The 16187-nt window shown below is 65.7% G+C and carries 15 protein-coding genes and 2 pseudogenes; 10 read left to right on the top strand and 7 right to left on the bottom strand.

Going from position 1 to position 16187, the window contains the following annotated elements:
• Window positions 1-31 precede the first annotated feature (31 nt).
• Window positions 32-733, top strand: a complete 702-nt coding sequence (locus FPP74_RS03635) for a peroxide stress protein YaaA (protein ID WP_144717178.1) — start codon at window positions 32-34, stop codon at window positions 731-733.
• Here FPP74_RS03635 and FPP74_RS03630 read toward each other — a convergent pair.
• Both FPP74_RS03630 and FPP74_RS03625 read right to left on the bottom strand, forming a co-directional pair.
• Window positions 717-1007 carry a hypothetical protein gene (locus tag FPP74_RS03630; RefSeq protein ID WP_158221663.1) on the bottom strand — a complete coding sequence of 97 codons (291 nt, stop codon included), beginning with the start codon at window positions 1005-1007 and terminating at the stop codon, window positions 717-719. The genes FPP74_RS03635 and FPP74_RS03630 overlap by 17 nt on opposite strands.
• A gap of 124 nt (window positions 1008-1131) precedes the next feature.
• Window positions 1132-1644 carry a hypothetical protein gene (locus tag FPP74_RS03625; protein WP_095545876.1) on the bottom strand — a complete coding sequence of 171 codons (513 nt, stop codon included), beginning with the start codon at window positions 1642-1644 and terminating at the stop codon, window positions 1132-1134.
• A gap of 345 nt (window positions 1645-1989) precedes the next feature.
• On the opposite strand from FPP74_RS03625, the gene FPP74_RS03620 reads away from it, so the two are divergent.
• The 6 genes and pseudogenes from FPP74_RS03620 (at window position 1990) to FPP74_RS03595 (ending at window position 8298) form a co-directional block, all read left to right on the top strand.
• On the top strand, window positions 1990-3642 hold the full coding sequence (locus FPP74_RS03620; protein ID WP_095545877.1) for an ATP-binding cassette domain-containing protein: 1653 nt from the start codon (window positions 1990-1992) through the stop codon (window positions 3640-3642).
• Complete coding sequence (locus FPP74_RS03615) at window positions 3639-4883, top strand: MFS transporter (RefSeq protein WP_095545878.1); 1245 nt, start codon at window positions 3639-3641, stop codon at window positions 4881-4883. The genes FPP74_RS03620 and FPP74_RS03615 overlap by 4 nt, the downstream gene beginning before the upstream one ends.
• A pseudogene (locus FPP74_RS03610) lies at window positions 4880-5865 on the top strand (IS481 family transposase). Before FPP74_RS03615 ends, FPP74_RS03610 begins: the two are co-directional and overlap by 4 nt.
• 306 nt (window positions 5866-6171) lie before the next feature.
• Window positions 6172-6900 (top strand): DUF1648 domain-containing protein, encoded by a 729-nt coding sequence (locus tag FPP74_RS03605; RefSeq protein ID WP_095545879.1) that lies wholly within the window; start codon window positions 6172-6174, stop codon window positions 6898-6900.
• Window positions 6901-6911: 11 nt separating this feature from the next.
• Window positions 6912-7529 carry a thermonuclease family protein gene (locus tag FPP74_RS03600; RefSeq protein WP_095545880.1) on the top strand — a complete coding sequence of 206 codons (618 nt, stop codon included), beginning with the start codon at window positions 6912-6914 and terminating at the stop codon, window positions 7527-7529.
• A gap of 4 nt (window positions 7530-7533) precedes the next feature.
• Complete coding sequence (locus FPP74_RS03595) at window positions 7534-8298, top strand: NAD-dependent deacylase (protein WP_095553988.1); 765 nt, start codon at window positions 7534-7536, stop codon at window positions 8296-8298.
• Here FPP74_RS03595 and FPP74_RS03590 read toward each other — a convergent pair.
• The 4 genes and pseudogenes from FPP74_RS03590 to cobA all read right to left on the bottom strand — a co-directional run.
• A pseudogene (locus FPP74_RS03590) lies at window positions 8270-8497 on the bottom strand (Txe/YoeB family addiction module toxin); the annotation flags it as partial. The gene FPP74_RS03595 and the pseudogene FPP74_RS03590 sit on opposite strands and share 29 nt — an antisense overlap.
• 27 nt (window positions 8498-8524) lie before the next feature.
• Window positions 8525-8776: a type II toxin-antitoxin system Phd/YefM family antitoxin gene (locus tag FPP74_RS03585; protein WP_095553987.1), complete on the bottom strand. Its 252-nt coding sequence runs from the start codon at window positions 8774-8776 to the stop codon at window positions 8525-8527.
• A gap of 47 nt (window positions 8777-8823) precedes the next feature.
• Window positions 8824-9786, bottom strand: coding sequence for a class I SAM-dependent methyltransferase (locus FPP74_RS03580; protein ID WP_144717177.1), 963 nt, complete (start codon window positions 9784-9786; stop codon window positions 8824-8826).
• Window positions 9770-10510, bottom strand: a complete 741-nt coding sequence (cobA, locus tag FPP74_RS03575) for a uroporphyrinogen-III C-methyltransferase (RefSeq protein ID WP_144717176.1) — start codon at window positions 10508-10510, stop codon at window positions 9770-9772. Before cobA ends, FPP74_RS03580 begins: the two co-directional genes overlap by 17 nt.
• A 24-nt stretch (window positions 10511-10534) precedes the next feature.
• Between cobA and FPP74_RS03570 the strand changes: the two genes are divergently transcribed.
• Complete coding sequence (locus tag FPP74_RS03570) at window positions 10535-11788, top strand: protein adenylyltransferase SelO family protein (protein WP_144717175.1); 1254 nt, start codon at window positions 10535-10537, stop codon at window positions 11786-11788.
• Between the two features lie 33 nt (window positions 11789-11821).
• Here FPP74_RS03570 and mqo read toward each other — a convergent pair whose 3' ends face one another.
• A complete protein-coding gene (gene mqo, locus FPP74_RS03565) occupies window positions 11822-13324 on the bottom strand; it encodes a malate dehydrogenase (quinone) (RefSeq protein ID WP_095536750.1) in 1503 nt (500 codons plus the stop codon).
• Window positions 13325-13520: 196 nt separating this feature from the next.
• Between mqo and FPP74_RS03560 the strand changes: the two genes are divergently transcribed.
• Both FPP74_RS03560 and mtr read left to right on the top strand, forming a co-directional pair.
• A complete protein-coding gene (locus FPP74_RS03560) occupies window positions 13521-14579 on the top strand; it encodes an alpha/beta hydrolase (protein WP_255456051.1) in 1059 nt (352 codons plus the stop codon).
• Window positions 14580-14652: 73 nt separating this feature from the next.
• Window positions 14653-16089: a mycothione reductase gene (gene mtr / locus FPP74_RS03555; protein WP_144717174.1), complete on the top strand. Its 1437-nt coding sequence runs from the start codon at window positions 14653-14655 to the stop codon at window positions 16087-16089.
• Window positions 16090-16187: the final 98 nt, after the last annotated feature.

The following is a 16187-nucleotide window of genomic DNA, read 5'->3' as shown; positions in this document are numbered from 1 at the left end:
GCGCACAATCCTAGCGCTAAGGTTGTGAGCCATGCTTATCGTCCTCCCGCCTTCAGAGACCAAGGCGCCCGGCGGCCAGGATGCGCCGATGAGCGCGTCCTTTCCCGCGCTCGACCCAATCCGCTCTGTCCTGATGCGCGACCTCGCGGCGCTCCCGGTCGAGGAGATGATGGCCGAGCTGAAGATCCCCGCGTCCAAGCGCGCGGAGGCGGAGGAAAACCTGGGGTTGGCCCAGGCACCTGTGATGCCTGCCATCTTCCGCTACACGGGCGTGCTTTTCGACGCCCTGTCCGCCCCCACCCTCCCCACCCCCTGCCTGGAGCGCTTGGCGGTGGGCTCCGCGCTCTTTGGCGTCGTGCGTGCCGGGGATTTGATCCCCCGTTACCGGCTCTCCGGCGACGCCCGAGTCGGCGGCGCCACGCTGAAGTCGCGCTGGGGCACCGCGATTACCGACGTCCTCGCAGACTTCCCCTTCGTTGTCGACCTCCGCTCCGGCACGTACCAGAAGCTCGGCCCCGTTCCCGGCGCTGCCACAGTGCGCGTCGAATCCGTGCAGCCCGACGGGTCGCGCAAGGTAGTCAGCCACTTCAACAAGCAGTACAAGGGCGAGCTCGCCCGGGCTCTCGCGCTTCACGACACCACCGTCACCTCCCCCGACGACGTCGCCCACGTCGCCCACACCGCCGGCATGAGCGCGGAGGTCCACGGCGCCCAGGTCACGCTGGTTGTGTGACATACATTTCCGCGAGCTCGAGCATGCGGGTGACGGTGGCGAGGAACGCTGAGGCGTTCTCACGCAGCTGCTCGGGGGAGACGCGCACCACCAGGTAGCCGGCGTTCTGTAGGTGCTTCTCGCGCTCCCGTTCCTCGCGGATCGCCGTGTCGGTCGGGGCGAAGGTGGTCCCGTCGTATTTCTGCGCCCCAACGGTCTCGACGACGAGGCGGCCACGCAGCAAGTCCACGAAGTAGATTTTTGGGGAACCGCGATGCGCGCGTTGACCTGCCAACTGCCGAAGCCCGCCTGCACCAGGAGCGCGCGGGCATAGGACTCGTACGGCGACAGCGATTTATCAACCGCGTGCACGATAACGCGGTGCAGCGTCCCGATGCCGCGGAAAGGGCCCAGCCCGGCTACGGCCTCCCCTCGCGGAGCAGCCAGTCCATCGCAACGAGCCCTTCTGCGAAGCCGTGGCGCAGGGCGATCTCGAACACGGTTGTCATCAGGTCCGTCGTGCGGAGACGATCGAAGCTGCGAGGTGCAGCATTTCCTGGCGACCTATCCCGGTACACCACGCCCGACGGCCACTGCTTCCGAGAAGGTGCCTTCCCTCGCTGCGATACCAGCTCTACTTGTTCCGGCGTCGTCGCAATCACCCAGATACCGAGAATGCGCGCCGCCGATCGCCCGGACAACACGGCTTTCGGCACAGTACAACCGACCGCGTAAGCCGCCAGCCATCGTTTTTCGTGATAGCGCAGCTGCTTCCATTCAGCCACATTGATGAAAAAACGCGTTGAGACCTTACGAAACGCAGCCGGGCACCTGCGGTACGCGAGCCAATCTTGTTCGCACTTTCTGTCCATGAGCTTGTTCGCCAGCTCTTGCTTCCTCCCCGAATCCATACTGTTGTTTTTAGCAGACATCGCTTATTTCGTCTATCGGTTTGGGGTTGTGTGTTTCGGTGCGCTGCAAATGGCGCTAGCTCCATCTGGCTGCGCCGCCGACTCGCGACCAGGCGTTTTGGTCGCGGCGTCCTGCAAACGGAGCTAGCGCCATCCGGCTGTACTGACCGGGGACGTTAGTTGACTTGCGTGGCATCGCCCGGGCTCTGTATGCTCAGCCGCATGTACTCAGGAATCGCCTCGATGAAGCTGCGTTCCGTCCGCTGACGGCGGCGGGACCCCTTATGACCTCTCGTCTGCCGTCCTGGCCATCTGCCGGGCGGCCGCTTCGTGGTGCCCGGCTCCATGACGAGCTGAGAGTACGCAATGCCAACCACAGAACCTTTAAAGTCATGTGCCTGGATCGGGACATCCCAAGGGCCCGCTGCACACATCCGCGCTGAATCACTCCACCTGACACTCGGCGACAGGCCGCTGCTGAGGGAGACTGACGTCACCGTCTCCACCGGGTCGCGACTGGCGATCGTCGGCGACAACGGCCGGGGCAAGACCACCTTGCTCCATATACTGGCGGGGATCTTGAAACCAGACTCGGGAGTGGTGACCCGGGTGGGTTCCCTCGTCCTGGTCAAGCAGGACATGGCCACCGAGGGCGATCGCACGGTCGGTGACCTCATTGCCGAGGCGACCACCCAATCCAGAGCCGCACTGCAGGCCCTCGACGTGGCTACCGCGGCGCTGGCCGCGGGCGATGACGCGGCCGACGCCTATTCCGCCGCACTCGAGGCGGCCACGCGACTGGAAGCCTGGGATGCAGACCGCCGTGTTGACATCGCCCTGGCGGGCCTGAACGCCTGTAGCGACCGCGATCGGGTCCTGTCGACCTTGTCGGTCGGCCAGCGGTACCGGGTACGGCTGGCGGTCGCCCTCGGATCGTCCCCTGACCTGTTGCTGCTGGATGAGCCCACCAACCACCTGGACGCTGCAGGGCTGTCCTTCCTGACTGAGCGCCTGCGGGACCACCCCGGTGGCCTGGCCTTAGTCAGCCACGACCGCGCCCTGCTGCGCGATGTGGCGACCAGCTTCCTGGACCTCGACCCGACCCGCGATGGCCTTCCGCGCACCTACGCGGGCGGTTACGAGGGCTGGATCGAAGGGCGGCAACGAGAACGGGCCGCCTGGGAGCAAGACCATGCCGCCCAGGTCGCCCGGCATCAGGAACTGACCCGCGCCGCCGCCGACGCACGCTCCCGCCTGTCGCAAGGCGGTTGGCGACCCGACAAGGGAACGGGCAAGCACCAACGGGCCACGCGCGCTGCCGGGGTGGTCCAGGCTTTCAACCGCCGCATCGTGGACCTGGAGCGTCATCAGATCGACGTGCCAGAGCCACCGCTGCGGTTGGCATGGCCCATATCGACAGCGCGGACCGGTCAGAACATCGTCAACGGCTCCATGCTCACCGTGACTGGCCAGTTGACCACCCCGGTCTCGGTGGACATCAGCGGTGGAGACCGGTTGGTGGTCACCGGGCCGAACGGTGCTGGGAAGTCCACACTGTTGGGGCTTCTCGGTCGGCGACTGGCCCCAAGTACAGGTCAGCTGCGGGTGAACCCGAGGGTGCGCGTCGCCCTGTTGTCTCAAGAGGTCCCTGACTGGGACGACGCCCTCCCCGCACACGTGGTCTACGAGACGTACCTGGCCACGCAGGGCCGCCGATCACAGGCACCCTCCCTCGGCTCACTCGGGCTGCTTGAGCCCGCGGCAACCCGCACACTCGTGGGGCACCTGTCGCAAGGGCAACAACGCCGTCTCCATCTGGCCATGTGCCTGGCGGTGGACCCGGACTTGTTGCTCCTGGACGAGCCCACCAACCATCTGTCATCGAGCCTCGTCGACGACATCACCACCGAGCTCCTGCGTACCTCCTGCGCCACGATCGTCGCCACGCACGACCGGCAGATGCTCAACGACCTCACTGACTGGCCCCACCTCAGCCTTGCCCCAAAGGACCTGCCATGAACCCCCTTCGCCCCTTGTCCGTCCCCGGCTACCGACCGCTGTTTGCAGCGATGGTGCTCACCGTCTTCGCCCAGGGCGCCTGGGCCCTCTACTTAGCCATGCAGACCCTCGACCTGGGCGCCACGGCGGCCACTTTGTCGAGTGTCGTGGCGTGGAGCGGCATCGGCCTGCTCGCAGGATCCTTGCCCGCCGGGGTACTTGCGGATCGCGTCGCCAAGAAGTCCATCATCGTCGGCGTCCTCACTGTCAACCTCGCCGCCTCGACGACGACCTCCACCGCCGCCATCTTCGACGCGGCCACTTTCTGGATGCTGGCAGTGTCCGCGTTCGTCATCGGCGTCTCGACCGCCTTCTTCTTCCCGGCCTACACCGCGCTCGTGCCCGTCCTCGTGGGAAGCGACGACCTGATGGCCGTCAACGGGCTCGAAGGGACCACCCGGCCGCTGGTAGGACAGACCCTCGCCCCCGGCGTCGTCGGTGCCGTCATCGGCGCGAGCGTGCCCGCCGCGGGCGGGTACCTCATCGCCGGCGCGCTCGGACTCGCCCTGATCGCCGCCCTGCGGCTTCCTGCCCCTTGCTCAGCCGAGACCGACGCCGAAGCTCCGGCCACCTCTGCGCTGCGGGATCTGCTCGACGGGTTCGGCTACGTCGCCCGCACGCGCTGGGTTCGCTCCAGCGTGCTGTTGGCGGCCGCCATGGGCCTGGCCGTGACCGGCCCGCTGGATGTTCTCCTGCCCGCGCTCATACGCTCGACCCATGACAACGGTCCGGCTGTGTACGGAGTCGTCCTCGGAGCTCTGGGCGTCGGCGGTCTGGTGGGTTCCCTCGTCGCCGGCTCATGGCCCACCCCCTCACACTTCCTGCCCGTAATGGTCAGCGCATGGGCACTCGGCTGCCTTCCACTGGCCATCCCCGCGCTCACCAACAATCCGTGGATCATCAGCGCCGGACTCGCGGTCTACGGTGCGTCGATCGGAGTCGGGATGGTCATCTGGGGCACGGTCCTGCAGGAACACGTACCGCTGGAGATGCTCGGCCGAGTCGCCAGCCTCGACTTCTTCATCTCCATCGCCTTCATGCCACTGTCCATCGCACTCACCGGACTCCTCAGCCGACACATCGCCGCTGCCAGCTTGTTCATCGCCGCCGGACTCGTGCCGCTCGCCACGACGATCCTCCTTGCAGTCCTGGGGCAACTCCGAACGCCGCGGACGACGCCCGTCGCAGCAGGTGAGGAGTGATGCACGCCAACGCCACCCTGACACCTCGCCATCGGTTCAAGGTGACCCAGCTCGTCGTCGACGACGGTTGGCCCATCAGCGAAGTCGCCGCCCGCTTCCAGGTCTCCTGGCCGACCGTGAAGAGGTGGGTCGACCGCTATCGCGCCGGCGAGTCGATGCAGGATCGCTCGTCCCGACCGAAGACCTCACCGAACAAGACGGACAAGGCGACGACGAAGCGGTGCGTCAGCCTGCGGATACGGCTGCGTGAGGGCCCGTGCAGCTCGCCGCCCGACTCGGCATCGCGCCCTCGACCGTCCACCGCATCTTGGCCGGTGCCCGACTGAACCGGCTCTCCTACGTGGACCGCGAGACTGGCGAACCGATCCGCCGGTACGAACACCCCCACCCCGGCTCCCTGGTCCACGTGAACGTGAAGAAGCTCGGGAACATCCCCGGCGGCGGCGGCTGGCGCTACGTCGGCCGCCGCCAGGGCGACCACAACCGAACGGCGACACCGGGTAAGCCGAAGAGCAAGGGGCACAACCCCAGGCTCGGGTACGCGTTCGTGCACACCGTCATTGACGACCACTCCCGCGTCACGTACACCGAGTTCCACGCCGACGAGACCGCCGTCACCGCGGTCGGGGTCCTGCATCGGGCTGTGGCGTGGTTTGCCGATCGCGGCGTCGCCGTGGAGCGGGTGCTGTCCGACAACGGTGGCGCCTATCGCTCGCACCTATGGCGGGACACCCGCGAGGCCCTCTCGATCACCCCGAAGCGGACGCGCCCGTACCGGCCGCAGACCAACGGCGAGGTAGAGCGCTTCCACCGGACCATGGCCGACGGGTGGGCCTACGCCCGCTGCTACACCAGCGAGCAAGAACGACGCGACGCCCTGCCGGATTGGCTGCACCAGTACAACCAGCACCGCCCGCACACGGCCTGCGACAACCAGCCGCCGTTCTCACGATTGCTCAACGTCCCCGAGCAGTACATCTAGCCGACACACCGAACCGCGACCTGTGGTTTTAGCCGCGGCGGTCTACAAATGGCGCTAGCTCCATTTAGCCAAACCATCAACTCACGACCAGGCGTTTTGGTGGCGGCATCGTGCAAACGGAGCTAGCTCCGTTTAGCTGAACCGCCAACCCGCGCCAGGCGTTTTGGCCGCGGCTCTCCACAAACGGAGCTAGCGCCATCTGCCCGACACACCGACCCACCACCAGGGGTTTTCCAAACCCGCACCCCACATACGGAGCTAGCTCCGTCTGTCAGCCTCCACCGATTCCTCTGCTACGCTCGCCCCATGCAACCTCGCCACTACTACGCGGCCACCGCGTTTTTCTACCTCGCCACGCTGGCGTACGTATTGCTGCGATGGGACACCGTTCCGGATCCGATCCCGGTGCACTTCGATGGCTCCGGCAACGCGGACGGTTACACGCCGAAATCCTTCCTTGGCGCAACCGCCCTGGTGTGGATTGGCGCGGCTGTGTCCGTTGCTATTGCCTGCTGCGTACCGCCGCACGCCATGGTTCGTCGCACCACGGATGTACCGAGCACTTCCCCGGTCCCGTTTTCGGAGGCCAACGCGGCACGTGTCGAACTACTCACCGATAAGACGGCCACCTTCGTCTCCCAAACCATCTTCGGCATGGCGGTGTGCACGTGCCTGAGCGCGCTTTCGTCAGCCGGCCTCACGCCGTTCAACTGGCTGCTCCCCGCAGTCTGGATCGTGTTCACCATCGGCGTCGTGGTGCTCGCCATCGCGTTTACTGTCAGTGCCAGCAAGCAGGTCGAAGCACTCCCGACAGACCAAGACGAGCAGACCCGCAACGAGCACTTCCGCTACGCCGGCGGCATGGGCGTCTATAGCGAACCGCAGGATCCGGCACCGGTCGCGGTATTCCCCACCAACCCAAGCAAGCTCCAGATCAACACCGCGCACGAGCGGAGTCGCCGCTACCTGTGGCGGATGGGCATCGCGCTCGCGGCATCCATAGTGGCCTGCATCGTCTTCGCCGCCGTCATGTAAGCGAGACTGCTATGCGCCCGCTCCGCCTCATCGCCACGGTCCTCGCCGTCGCTGTCCTGACTGCCTGCCAGTTTCCCGGACAGGACCAGCCGACGGTGACCAAGATCGTCGACGGCGACACCCTCGACGTCGACCGCGACGGGGAGACCGTGCGCGTCCGCCTGCTCAACATCGACACTCCTGAACGGGGTGAGTGCCTCTACCAGAAGGCCACGGACCGCCTTACCGAGCTCGCCCCACCGGGCACCCGCGTGCGCCTCGAGCACGACGAGGAGCGCCAGGACCGCTACGGCCGCGAGCTTGCCGCTGTCTTCGCCGGCGAGATATTCGTCAACGAGCAGCTCGCCGCCGAGGGCTTGGCTCGCGCAGTCACCTACGAGCCGAATCACGCCTACACCACGCGCATGGAGTCCGCCCAGGCCCGCGCCCGCAGCGCCCACCTCGGCATGCACGCGGTGCCGACCGAGTGCTTGCTCCCCACCGATACGGCCCGTCGCGCGTACGAGCTCCACGAAGAGGATCCGCGGCACCAGGCGTTTTACCGCGACGTGATGCGCGACGCTGTCAACGCCACCCCCAACTTCACGTACAAAGGCCAGGCTCTGGAGTTCATCGACAGCCTAGACTAGGGCCATGGAGCAAATGCTTATCGACGCCCACGAGATCCTCACAGCAGCCAACCACGTCGAAGTCTTCACCGGCGCCGGCATGAGCGCCGACAGTGGCATCGCCACGTACCGGGATGCGGTAACTGGGGTGTGGGAGCGTGTGGATCCGGTGGCGATGGCGTCGATAAGCGCATGGCACGACGACCCGGAGACGATGTACGCCTGGTACCTCTGGCGGGCTCAGCTGTCGCAGCGCGCCGAGCCGAACGCCGGGCACCGGGCAATTGCGGCGGCGCGGGGCATGACGGTGACGACGCAGAACATCGACAACCTGCACGAACGAGCAGGTAGCGAGGATGTCGTGCACCTACACGGCTCGCTATTCGCCTTCCGTTGCACCGACTGCGACACCCCGTACGAGGAGCCGATCGCGCTGCCGGAGGAGCCGATCGAGCACATCGCGCCGCCGGAGTGCCCGGTGTGCGGCGGGCTCGTGCGCCCGGGCGTGGTCTGGTTCGGCGAAGCGCTGCCGCAGGACGAGTGGGCCGAGGCGGAGCGGCGCATGAAGACTGCGGATGCGCTGCTGATCGTCGGCACCTCTGGCGTGGTCTACCCCGCCGCGGGCCTGCCGTTGATGGCGCACGCGCGAGAGATCCCGATCGTGGAGGTCACGCCGCAACCGACGGACCTCTCGCACCTGGCCGATGTGGTCGTTCCGGCCACCGCGGCGGAGGCGCTGCCGCGGATCCTGCAGGGGCGGATCAATAGTGGTAGCGAGCTTGCAGAATAATGAGCGTTTCGCCTTCAAGGATGTAAACCAATCGGTGCTCTTCGGTGATGCGCCGTGACCAGGCTCCGGCAATACCGTATTTCAGCGGCTCCGGCTAACCAATCCCCTCGAATGGATCACGCATCATGTCTTTGAGCAGTTGATTCACCCGTTTCAGGATCTTCCGATCCTTCTGCTGCCAGTAGAGGTATTCCTCCCAAGTGTATGGCGTTCAGGCGAGCTGCATTCATGCATCCAGGTCGATGTCATGCGCGACGGCTTGACCACTACGCGCCTGTTCGTTGGATTCCAAGAGCCGACGCGCGTTCGCTGGAGAGCGGAAGAGATACGCGGTCTCCACCCAGGAGGAATAGTCCTCCGCGGACATCAGCACCGCGTTACCGCTGCGGGAAACGATCTCGACCGCGTCCCGGTCTTGGTTCACCTTCTCAATGAGAGGGAACAGGGTTCGGCGCGCTTCCGAAGCACTGATAGACATTTTCCACCTCCAGCTTGTTGTACCACGTTACGGTACCTTGAATCGCCCTACCGAGCCCGCAGCACAGTAAACGTCGCGTCGCGAGCGACCTGCTCCACCTCGCCGAAACGGCGCTCCACCTCCCCGCGGTAGCGCAGGTGCGAGTTGTGCACCACGTACAGATCGCCGCCGGGGGCGAGCAGGCGCGCGCCGGCGTCGAGGAGGTGCTGGATGAGGGTGGCGTCGATGGTCGTGCCCGCGTGGAACGGCGGGTTGAGCGCAATGGTGTCGAAGGACGCGTCCGGCAGCTGCGAGCCGGCGTCGTCCCAGGTGGCCTCTAGGCCGATGGCGCGGGCAGAAAGGACCGCGTCTGCGTCAGAATCTGTGGCGACCGCGCCCTCGAAACCCCTGCTCACCGAGCCGTTGCCGCAACCGAGGTCCAGCAGGCGACCAGGCGCGTCGGGCAGGCACGAGCGCAGCAGCTCGCCGCCGCGGTCCGGCTTGGCGCCGGAGAAGACGCCGCCGATGGCTACCAACCCCCGCTGCGAAACTGGCTCGTACGTGACCTCGCGCGCCCCCGACGCCACCAGGCACCGGAACTTGCCGCGCCCCCGCGATCCGTGGACGTCATTGAAGGAATCTGCCAGCACCGAGTTCATGCCGCGAGAAAGGTGCTTGTTGTTCGCCCCGAGAACCAGGCGCGCCTCCGCGAATCCGGCGCCGGCGATGGAGCGGGCAAGGTAGTCGAGCCGGGCCAGGGACTTCGGCATCTCGCCGAGCCCGACTACGGAACCCGCTCCAGGGCCTAAGCGAGCGAGAAACTCGTCGAGCCGGACGTCCCCAACGATCTCCGCGCCGAGCGCCGACGCAGCCTGGCTGCGCGCATAGTCCGGGTCCAGAAACAGCACGCAAGCACCCGTCGCCACGGCCTGGCGCGTCAGGTCCATCGTCGGGTCGTGGCAAACGAGCAAGGTATCCGGCACCCCACCCGCAACTGCTGTGTCCCAGATCAGGCTATCCAGCGCTCGCAAGACCAGCGACCTCCCCAATCACGTACACGGCGGGCGAGGCGATCCCCTCGGACTCCATCGCATCAGCCAGCGTCGACGCGGTTGCGCGCACGACGCGCTGCGAAGCGGTCTCACCTTCCTGCACGGCCACCGCAGGCGTCGAAGCGGCAAGCCCCGCGCCCACCAGCGCCGCGGCGATCTCGCGGACGTGGCGCACGCCCATGATCACGCAGATGGACCCGCCAACCCGCGCGAGCGCCTCCCAATCCACCAGCGACTTCGGGTTCGACGGCGCGAGGTGCCCGGAAACCACCGTGAAGGAGTGCGTCACCCCGCGCTGGGTCACGGGCACACCCGCGGCTGCGGGTACTGAGATCGCGCTGGTCACGCCCGGCACCACTCGGCACGGCACCCCGGCGGCCGCGCACACCTGCAGCTCCTCGAAACCGCGGCCAAACACGTACGGGTCCCCGCCTTTCAGGCGAACGACGCGCTTGCCCGCCAGCGCGTGTTCCACCAGCAGTTCATTGGTACGTTCCTGGGCGACCTGTTTGCCGTAGGGGAGCTTGGAGACGTCGATAAGCTCCTTGCTCGACACGTCCAGGAACTCCTCAAGCTGGCTGGCGGGGCCGAGGTGATCGGTGAGGATCACGTCGGCGGCTTCGAGCGCGCGCAGGCCGCGGATGGTCAGGAGGTCCCATTCGCCCGGGCCCCCTCCGACGAGTGTGACTTCTCCGATGCTCATAGGCTCCCAGTCTAGGCTGGGACCATGCATCAACCCACGCTTGCCCATACGTTCGCCGACGCGCTGCCGGACATGGCGGTGCCGCTGCCTGGCACGCAGGTTCCGGGCGCGGAGCTCATCGTGCTCAACGAGCCGCTCGCCCGCGAGCTCGGCCTCGACCCCGACTGGTTGCGCAGCCCAGAGGGCGTGGCGTGGCTCGCCGGATCCGCAGGCGGGCACGCCACCGCGTATTCCGGCCATCAGTTCGGCCAGTTCGTGCCAGTGCTTGGCGACGGCCGCGCGCTCCTCCTCGGCGACACCAATGGACGCGAAATCCAGCTCAAGGGATCGGGGCTCACCCCGTTTTCCCGCCCCGGCTCCGACGGGCTCGGCGCCATCGGCCCGATGCTGCGCGAGTACCTGATCAGCGAGTTCATGCACGCCATCGGCATCCCCACCACGCGCTCGCTCGCGGTGATACGCACCGGAGAGAAAGTCGTACGCCAACAAGGCCAGGTACCCGCGGGCATTGTGGTGCGCACGGCGTCCTCGCACCTGCGTGTCGGGTCGCTGCAGTACGCGGCGCAGAAGTCGCGCGACCTCGTCGCGGATGTCATCGCTGCTGCCGGGTTCGATGGCCCCGAACGCTTACTGGACACGGTCATCCATAAGCAGGTGGACCTGGTCAGCCGTTGGATGTCCGTCGGCTTTGTCCACGGCGTCATGAATACGGACAACGTTGCGCTCTCCGGCGAAACCATCGACTACGGGCCGTGCGCGTTTACGCAGCGCTTCGACGGCGCAGCCTCCTTCTCCTCCATCGATGCGCAGCGGCGCTACGCATTTGGCAACCAACCCAGTATTCTGGCCTGGAACATGGTCCGCCTGGCGGAAACGCTGCTACCAGAGCTCGGCCAGGAGCGTGCCCAGGAAATCCTGTCCACGATGCAAACCCGGTGGGACACGGCGTGGGAAACCTACATTGGTGATCTCGCTGACGCGCTGGCGCAGGCCGACGACATCACCACCTTTAACCGGGAGCACGGAATGATTTTTGGCGGGGGCACCGCATTTGAGTATGGCGACGCCCCCGATGGCTCCCCCTACCCTGGCCCTATCTATATCCCGCGCAACCACATGCTCCAGGACGCAATCAACGCTGCGGAGCGCGACGGCGACTTCGGAGCCTACCTCGCCCTGCTTGCCGCAGTGACAGACCCGTACAACCCTGATGCGGGTGAGGAGTGGATGGCCCAACCGGAAAAGCCGGGGCCGTTCCGTACCTTCTGCGGTACGTAAACGGCCCCCGGCCGGGTCACGCCGGTGGGGTGACTACTTCTTGTCCTCGAGCTTCAGCGTCTTCTCGGTCCAGGCCCACTGCTTGTCGTAGGCCTCCTTGTTGTCCTTGAGGGACTTGCCGTAGGTGGGGAACATCTCGTGGAGCTCCTCGCGCCACTCGATCATCCGCTCACCGAAGCAGCGCTCGAGCAGCTCGAGCATCGCGGACGGGGTGATGGATGCGCCCGGGGACGCACCGAGGATGCCGGCGATGGAGCCGGACTGGTCGTTGACCAGCGCCGTGCCGAACTCGAGGGAGCCGAAGGATGGTGCCGGCGCGGGCTTGATCACCTGCACGCGCTGGCCCGCGACGACGACCTCCCAGTCCTTCGGGTCGGCCTCCGGGTAGTACTCGTGCAGGACGTCCATCTTGCCGTCGAAGTCGCGGAAGACCTCCTCCACCAGGTACTTGACCAGGCCGAAGTTGGTGGCCGCAACGCCCAGGTAGGACGGGATGTTGTCCGGGCGGATGGACTTGAACAGGTCCAGGTACGAGCCCTTCTTCAGGAACTTCGGGGTCCAGCCGCCGTACGGGCCGAAGAGCAGAGACTCCTCGCCATCGATGACGCGCAGGTCCAGGTGCGGCACGGACATCGGCGGGGCACCGACCTTCGCCTTGCCGTAGACCTTTGCCTTGTGCTGGGCGACGAGCTCCTGGTTGGTGGTGCGCAGCCACATGCCAGAGATGGGGAAGCCGGCGTAGCCGCGGACCTCGGGCACGCCCGCCTTGCGCAGCAGGTCCAGGGCGTATCCGCCCGCGCCGACGAAGACGAAGCGCGCGCGGGTGACCTTCTTGTCACCCGTGTGCACGTTGCGCACGGTGACCTTCCAGAAGTTGCCCTCGCGCTTGAGGTTGGTGACCTCGTGGCCGTAGCGGATTTCGGTGCCCGCCTGGGTGGCTGCGTCGAAGAACTGGTTGCACAGCGCGCCGTAGTTGATGTCCGTACCCGCGTCGGTCCAGGAGATCGCGACGGGCTCGGCATCAAAGTCGCGGCCCTTGGCCATCAGCGGCAGTTTCTCGGCGAACACGTCCTGGTCGTCGGTGAACTGCATGTTGGGGAACATGTGGTTTGCAGATAGCGCGTCGTAGCGGCGACGCAGGTAGTCAATCTGGTCGTCGCCCTGCGCGAAGGAGACGTGCGGGACCGGGTTGATGAACTCGCTCGGATCGCCCAGCACGCCGTGCTCGATCTGGTGGGACCAGAACTGGCGGGAGACCTGGAACTTCTCATTAATCGCCATCGCCTTGGAGACGTCGATGCGGCCGTTCTTCTCCGGCGTGTAGTTCAGCTCGCACAGCGCGGAGTGGCCGGTGCCGGCGTTGTTCAGCGCGTAGGAGGACTCCTGCGCAGGCCCCTCGAGGCGCTCGTAGATCACCTGGGTCCAGTTTGGCTCGAGCTGGCGGAGCATAGCGCCGAGTGTCGCGGACATGATACCGGCGCCGATGAGGAGGACGTCCACCTCATCGTCGTAGCGGTTGGCTGCTGTATCAGACATCGTGATTTCCCTCATTCACTGTGTATTCATTGCGAGTGCACCTCGCCTTCACGTCACCCATCCACAATACGCCAGTTGCCTCCGCCATTGTCCACCCATACCCCCGGATAATGGTACGATGTTTGGCCTGCATGGCACGGCTTTCACGCTTCTCGACGCCACCGTGCACCCCACCCCCTTCGCTAGGATCAGTGACATGACAAAGACCCCGGAGAACACCCCCGCAGGCGCTTGGGACGGCGTGACGTCGACAAGCATGAGCCCCGACTGGTACCCCGACGTGCTCGGTGACGGATTTGAATCCGCGTTCCTCCCGCAGGGCAAGGACCCTGATACCGGGAAGGGCACGCGCGCCACCATTGTGCGAACGAGCCTCAATGCGGACGCGGTTGATCCGACAAAACCCGCGATCCTCTGGGTACACGGGATGAGCGACTACTTCTTCCAGACTCACGTCGCCGAGGAATTCACCGCCGCCGGGTACGCCTTTTACGCCATCGACCTGCGCAGGTGCGGGCGCTCGCGGCAAAACGGCGAGTACTGGCACTACACCGAGGACCTTGCCAACTACTTCCCCGAGCTCACGGACGCGCTGCACGTCATCGTCGGCGAGCGCGGCGAGGGCGCGAAGGTCGTCCCCCTCGCACACTCCGCCGGCGGGCTGATCACCTCGCTGTGGGCGGACTGGCTGCGCCGGGAGCGACCCGCAGACCACGCGCGGCTGGCGGGCCTGATACTCAACAGCCCATGGATCGACATGCAGTTCTCCCCCCTGCTGGTCAAGACGGTCAAGCCGGTCCTCAAGGTGGGCGGCGGCATGCTCCCGCGCGTGCCTTTGCCGGGAGGGTCCCTCTCCACCTACGGCGAGTCGCTGCACGTGGACCACAACGGCGAGTGGGACTTCAATACGAAGTGGAAGCCGTTAGGCGGGCACACGAAGTACGCGGGCTGGCTCAAGGCGATTGTGGACGGCCAGGAACGAATCCACTCTGACGACGTGGATACCGGAGTCCCGCTGCTCACCCTTGTTTCCTCCCACTCCTACCTGGGCAAGGAGTACTCCCCCGCCGCGGACACTGCCGATACGGTGCTGGACGTCGACCAGATCCGCACGTGGGCGCCGCACCTTGCTCAGGACTGCGTGATCGCCACCATCGACGGGGCGCGCCACGACGTCTTCCTGTCCGGGAAGTACGCTCGCGAGTCCGCGTTCAAGGCGTGTACCTCCTGGTTGGACGAGCTGCCGCACCGCTAAGCCGCCCCAGAACACCTCTCAAATCCCAATTGTCCCAAACTCAACATAGACGTATATATAAAGGAGTCATCGCATGACCAATCAGCACACCGAGCACACCGAGCACACCGAGCACACCGAACACTATGACCTCATCATCGTCGGCACCGGCTCCGGCAACAGCGTGCTCACACCGGACTTCGACGACAAAAAAGTCGCCATCGTGGAAGAGGGCACGTTTGGCGGCACCTGCCTCAACGTCGGCTGCATTCCGACGAAGATGTTCGTCCTCGCCGCAGATACAGCACTCCAGGCCCGCGAGGCCGAGCGGCTCAACGTAAATCTGGAATATCGCGGTGCCGACTGGAAGGCCATCCAGCAGCGCGTCTTCGGGGATCGCGTGGACCAGATCGCGGCCGGCGGCGAAGCATACCGACGCGGCGACGAGTGCCCGAACGTGACCGTGTACGACATGCACGCACGGTTCGTGGGACCGAAGACATTGGTGACAGGGCAAGGGGGCGCAGAGAAGCGAATCAGCGCCGACACGATCATCCTGGCCGTCGGCGCGCGTCCGTTCATCCCCGAGTGGGCCGAGGGCGTGCCGTTTCACACGAACGAGGACATCATGCGCCTGCCGGAGCTGCCGAAGTCGCTCACGATCGTGGGCGGTGGCTTCATCGCCATGGAGTTCGCGCACATCTTTGACGCGCTTGGCTGCGAGGTGACCATCGTGAATCGCTCACCGCTCATGCGCGCACTCGACGCCGACATCCACGAGCGCTTCAACGCACTTGCCACCGAGCGCTTCACCACCCACATCGGCCGTACCGTCACGTCCGCGCGCGGCGACGAGCACTCGGTGGAGCTCACGCTTGACGACGCCACCGCCATCACCTCCGAGGCCCTCCTCATCGCCACCGGACGTGTGCCCAACGGTGACCGACTCGACGCCGCCGCCGGTGGCGTCGAGGTGCGCGAGGACGGGCGCATCGCGGTTGACGAGTACGGCCGTACCACCGCCAACGGCGTCTGGGCTTTCGGCGATGCCTCTTCCCCGTACCAGCTCAAGCACGTGGCCAACGCGGAGCAGCGCGCGGTGACCCACAACGTCATTGCAGCGATGAAGGATTCCGACGACTTCGTGCCGATGCCGCACCAGCACGTACCTTACGCCGTGTTCACGCACCCGCAGATCGCGTCGGTGGGCCTGACCGAGCAGGAAGCTCGCGACGCCGGCCACGACGTCACCGTCAAGGTCCAGAATTACGGCGATGTGGCCTACGGCTGGGCGCTCGAGGACACGACAGGTCTGGTGAAACTCGTCGCTGACCGCCAGTCTGGCAAACTCCTGGGAGCTCACCTCATTGGGCCACAGGCCTCCACCCTGATCCAGCAATTGGTCACCATCATGGCGTTTGACCTGGACTTGCGGGAAATTCCGCGCCGCCAGTACTGGATTCACCCGGCGTTGCCGGAAGTAGTGGAGAACGCACTTTTGGGCCTCGACCTGGACTTTTACGAATTTTAGACCGTTCGTCCACCCCCGTTGTGGGGGTGTAACGCTTTTCCAGGAAAAACATAGAATCGAGCAGCAAAAACCCACGTCAGATAATGGTTGTGTAACAG

The organism is Corynebacterium sp. NML180780 (genome assembly GCF_007786415.1).
In the GTDB taxonomy this organism is placed as follows: Bacteria; Actinomycetota; Actinomycetes; order Mycobacteriales; family Mycobacteriaceae; genus Corynebacterium; species Corynebacterium gottingense.
This window is presented reverse-complemented; position numbering and strand designations above follow the sequence as displayed.